The organism is Mycobacterium sp. FW102-FHT13B02 (assembly GCF_058790275.1).
In genome coordinates, this window is sequence record NZ_JBYTCM010000054.1 from 1 (window position 1) to 4,018 (window position 4,018).

The window sequence follows — 4,018 nt, forward strand, 5'->3', positions numbered from 1 at the left end:
GGTCCACGCCGCCGACGTCACCGCTCGATGTTCATCGCTTAGCGCCGGATTGGGCGGGTTTTGCTCCTCGACCCCCGGGAGGTAAAGAACAAACACCGCCCAAGGGCGGTAGGTGGCAATCGGTCGAGTTATCCACAGCAGTGACGGTGCGGTTGGTAGTGACTGGCTCGGTCGGTTGTGAGGTCAGGGGTTCGAGTCCCCTTAGCTCTGCTGGCGGCGTAGAGCGGCGCGGGACCAGGTGGTACACCGAAGGACGCCGGCCGACGCTCGGTGTACCTGGGGAGCCGTGCCCGCGTTGGGCTTCCACCGCCCAGCCGGAGGCCCGTAGCAGCCGCCAGGCTGCGGTGACGGTGCGCTCGCCGCAGCCGGCCCGGGCCGCGATAGTCGCGCGGGTGATGGCCACGTGGCGGCCGGTGCTGTGGTCGGCGTGTTCGGCCATGACCGCGGCGATGGCCAGCAGTGTGGTCGCGGTGATCGACACGCGTTCGGCGGTGCACACCGCGGCCAGGGCGCGCGACTGCGCCCACTGCCCCAGCGCAGCAAGCCACGATTCGCGGCTGGACCACACCGGCTGGCGCGGCGTCGCGGCCCGGGCGCCGGCGCGCTCGATCCAGCGGCGCCAGCGGGTGGCGGTGTTCGCCTGGGCGGCGTGTGTGCGCACCGTGGAGTCCGGTGTGGCGAACGCAGGCGCACTGCGGCGCCCGCGGGAAAGTGATTGGTCACGGTTTGCGCACTGGTTGCGCGGGTTAGCTGGTAAGCCATACGCGCGTGCGCTACCGTGAGACTTGCTCCACAAAGCAAAGTCCCTTCGGGGATGGTGCGGAGAACCGGAACTGAGCCGCTAACTCGGTTCGAATCTCCAGACGTGGCCCCGCCCTAGGCGGGGCCTTCGTCGTCTACGGACCTAAAAGTCCGTGCACCGGCTATTCAGATGTCACATATGCCCGCCCGTGGACCACACAAGACAGAACAAAGCTTTCGGGTCGGGCTTGGGTGTCACATCGCCAGTGGCAACACCTCCGCTTCGAACGTCTTACCCAGCTCCAACGCCAAATCGGGTCGGCCAACCGCGATGACAAGCAGATCTGCGAGCCATTGGCTCATGGAGGAGCACCCCGATTCACGCAACTTTTCTTCGATCAATGGCGCCGCCTCGATCGGCGGCCGGACGGTGTAGTGGGCCCGCGCACCCTTAGACCTAGCTGGCATGAACGTGACACTGCCACCCGGCGTCGTGATCCTGGATCAGGACACGCCGCAGTCCGTGATGTTTTTGGGACAGGTGGGGTTTACGGCCGTGTCTAGCTGCTCGCATTGAAGACTCTTCAACTCACGCGGCCGGCTGGATGACGTATTCGTACCTGTGGCGGTACTCGTCCTCGGGCGCAGCCAGCGGGTAGTGCTCATCGAGGTACCGCACGTAATCGTCGACCGCCTCATCGAGGGCTTTGAGCGCGCCGGCGTCATTCAGATCGTCGAGGAGTTGGTGGCCCAGCCGGATGAGCTTGGCGATGTGGTCGGTCGAATGGTCGGTGCACGTGCACTCGCTGTACGTCATGGTGGTGCGACCTCCAACGCCGTATCTGCTCAGTTACTGAGTCTGTAACTTACAGAGTACATCGTGATGTTGGGGATTACAGGCCGATCGATGCGCGGAGTTCAGCTTCCGTGGTTCCGGTGAGGTTGTCGCTGCCGGCAAGGAGTAGATCGATGGCGACGCGGATGAGGGTGTTTTCGGTGATCCGCTCGCCCTGACCCTGGCGTTGGCGGTTGAGTTCACGGCTGAGTTCGGTGAGGCGGCTGTACTGGTCGGCGCGTAGCCGCGTTTCTTTGCGTTCGAGTTGGTCGTAGCGAACCCACCCGACTGGCTGGTCGCCGTCCGGGCCTTCTGTGTTGCCGGTCGTCAACGAGGCACCTCTCCCTAGAAGTCTGTAACTACGTAGTTCGAGGGTACGGCCCTGGCGGAACGAAACGGGCGATGATTTCTTCGGCGGCCTGGTCACCGGTGAGCTCACCGCGCCCCATCTTCTCGATCAGGTGATGGGTGTATGGATCGACTTCACCGCCGGCCAGCGTGACTGCGGCCTCTGCCACCGCAGCGGCCTCACGCGCGAACTGGAGCCGTGACGACACGTCCACGCTGTCGAACTTAGTCGATTTGGGCGGTCCCCCTGGTGCTCTGTTTTTTGGTGCCCTCCCCCGCCTCGTGCGCTGGGTAGGGTCATCGCTATGGGAGTTCCCAGCCACGCGATGATCTACAGCAGCGGCTGGGCTTCGGTGATGGACGGCGGTTCGAGTCTCCTTCAATTCCAGGGTCCTTTGGGGGCTTTGGACGGTGTGGAGAACTGGTGTCTGACGTTTTATCCGCTGCCGGAGGGGAAGAGTTTCGAGGAAGTTCGCGGCACGGAAATCTGGAACTTTCTGCAGGCCGGTGGGCGTGCTGATGCGATGACTCTCGATATGCGCACGCTGGGCGGCGCACAGTGGGGTGTCGACGGTGTGCGATACGTGATCGGGCATCCACACGAGGGCACCCCGCCCCTGGACGTGCCGATCGAATTGCCAAGCGGCGCCGAAATGGTCGGTGCCCCTGAAGTTTTCACCGCCGACGAGGCCGCAGACATCTTCTACACCTACTACCAGACCGGTGATATTCCGCCTGGCTACGCACTACGCCCGGTCGAGGGATACACGTACGCCGGCGGCTGGCGCGACCTGCGCGGCGTCAGCTCATAGAGGGAGGCGCTCACGCGGTGTTACGCGGGGTCGCTTGAAACCGCTTTTGTCAGGCGGTGTCGGTGACGCCGTGCAGGTCGATCACCTCGCCGTCCGCGGTGAATCCCTGCACCGGCCGCAGCGTGTACTCATCCGGGATGGTGCCGGTGCGGTAGTACGCGAGGAACAACGCGGTGGCCTCGTCGGCGTCGAACACCTCCGCGGCGCTGATCCGGATCGGTGCCGGCGGGACGTGCGGCGTGGGAATCTCGACGTCCAGCGGCGCCGGGGCCGTGTGTGGGTGGCCGACCGTGTAGCGGACCCACTCGACGCCCCACTGCTGCCCGCCGGGCTTGCGGAGCTCGATCGTCATGGCGTCGGCTCGGCCGGCGGCCTGTAGGTACTCGGTGGAGCCACGGCCTTGCTCGACTCTGGCTGCGTACGAGTCGCCAGGCGCGAGAGGCTCCAGGCACAGCGACCATGGCCGCTGCCCGTCGAAGTTGTGCAGCGGCATTGAGAACTGGTAGTCGTCGGTGCCCGGCGGTACCGACATGACGTCGATGCCGTCGAAGGTCAGCAGATGTGTGTGGCGGCTGCGGGTCATTTCTCTTCGTACTCCCAGGGGGCGTTCGGGTCGTCGCGACCGAGGACGGGCAGGTGGCCGATGCTATGCGGCGGCGGTACGGGCGTGGGGATGGTGGGGCCGAAGCCGCCGTAGCCGTGCGGCAGCAGGTCGGGAGCGGCTTCGGCGAGCGGGAGTTTCGGCACCTCTGGTGCCTCCACCAGCGGTGGAGCACGTGCGGGGCCGGCTTCGGCGAGCGGCGCTCTCGGGGCCTCGGCGGGTCCTGCGGCCTCCGCCGGCGGTGCGGGTGCCGCGACCGCGGCCGTGTTGAACTCCAGCGCCTTCACGACCTGGATTGGCTTGCCGTCGAGGGTGCCTCGTGCGTCGGCTCCTTCGTTGACGAGGTCGTCCACGATGGCCTGCTGTGGCGTGAGGCGCCCGGAGCCGTATTTGTGCTCCAGGCCCGTGTACTTGCCAGGCTGACCTGGCACCGGTTCCAGCCCGTCGTAGTAGCGGGTGTACACGGTGCCGGTCTTCGGGTCGGTGACGGATATCCGGATTTTCTGCCGCTCGATGGGGAGCTTGGTGATCTCCTGGCGGCGGTTGAAGAAGTCCTGCGCGGCTTGGTCGCCGTCCACGCCGCTGTTGCCGGGTGCGAACTTCCTGGCTGTGTCAACCCGATCTGGGACCACGATGACGGCCTTACTGGGACCCACCTGGCACCGGCTAATCACGCCCTTG

At 65.7% G+C, this 4,018-nt stretch carries 7 protein-coding genes and 1 pseudogene; 1 reads left to right on the forward strand and 7 read right to left on the reverse strand.

What is annotated here, in order from left to right:
* Positions 1-31 precede the first annotated feature (31 nt).
* The 5 genes from AC3WTE_RS32395 to AC3WTE_RS32415 all read right to left on the reverse strand — a co-directional run bounded on the left by AC3WTE_RS32395 (position 32) and on the right by AC3WTE_RS32415 (position 2,139).
* Entirely contained in the window at positions 32-661 is a 630-nt protein-coding gene (locus AC3WTE_RS32395; protein ID WP_492443710.1) for a hypothetical protein, read from the reverse strand.
* A 335-nt stretch (positions 662-996) separates the two neighbouring features.
* Entirely contained in the window at positions 997-1,209 is a 213-nt protein-coding gene (locus AC3WTE_RS32400; RefSeq protein WP_492443712.1) for a hypothetical protein, read from the reverse strand.
* A gap of 121 nt (positions 1,210-1,330) precedes the next feature.
* Positions 1,331-1,558, reverse strand: coding sequence for a hypothetical protein (locus AC3WTE_RS32405; protein ID WP_492443714.1), 228 nt, complete (start codon positions 1,556-1,558; stop codon positions 1,331-1,333).
* 76 nt (positions 1,559-1,634) lie between these two features.
* Positions 1,635-1,907, reverse strand: a complete 273-nt coding sequence (locus AC3WTE_RS32410) for a hypothetical protein (protein WP_492443715.1) — start codon at positions 1,905-1,907, stop codon at positions 1,635-1,637.
* A 28-nt stretch (positions 1,908-1,935) separates the two neighbouring features.
* Positions 1,936-2,139: an antitoxin VbhA family protein gene (locus AC3WTE_RS32415; protein WP_492443717.1), complete on the reverse strand. Its 204-nt coding sequence runs from the start codon at positions 2,137-2,139 to the stop codon at positions 1,936-1,938.
* A gap of 90 nt (positions 2,140-2,229) precedes the next feature.
* Between AC3WTE_RS32415 and AC3WTE_RS32420 the strand changes: the two genes are divergently transcribed.
* Positions 2,230-2,736 carry a hypothetical protein gene (locus tag AC3WTE_RS32420; protein ID WP_492443718.1) on the forward strand — a complete coding sequence of 169 codons (507 nt, stop codon included), beginning with the start codon at positions 2,230-2,232 and terminating at the stop codon, positions 2,734-2,736.
* A gap of 49 nt (positions 2,737-2,785) precedes the next feature.
* Here AC3WTE_RS32420 and AC3WTE_RS32425 read toward each other — a convergent pair whose 3' ends face one another.
* On the reverse strand, positions 2,786-3,319 hold the full coding sequence (locus tag AC3WTE_RS32425) for a hypothetical protein (RefSeq protein WP_492443719.1): 534 nt from the start codon (positions 3,317-3,319) through the stop codon (positions 2,786-2,788).
* A pseudogene (locus AC3WTE_RS32430) lies at positions 3,316-4,018 on the reverse strand (hypothetical protein); the annotation flags it as partial. The pseudogene AC3WTE_RS32430 and the gene AC3WTE_RS32425, both read right to left, overlap by 4 nt.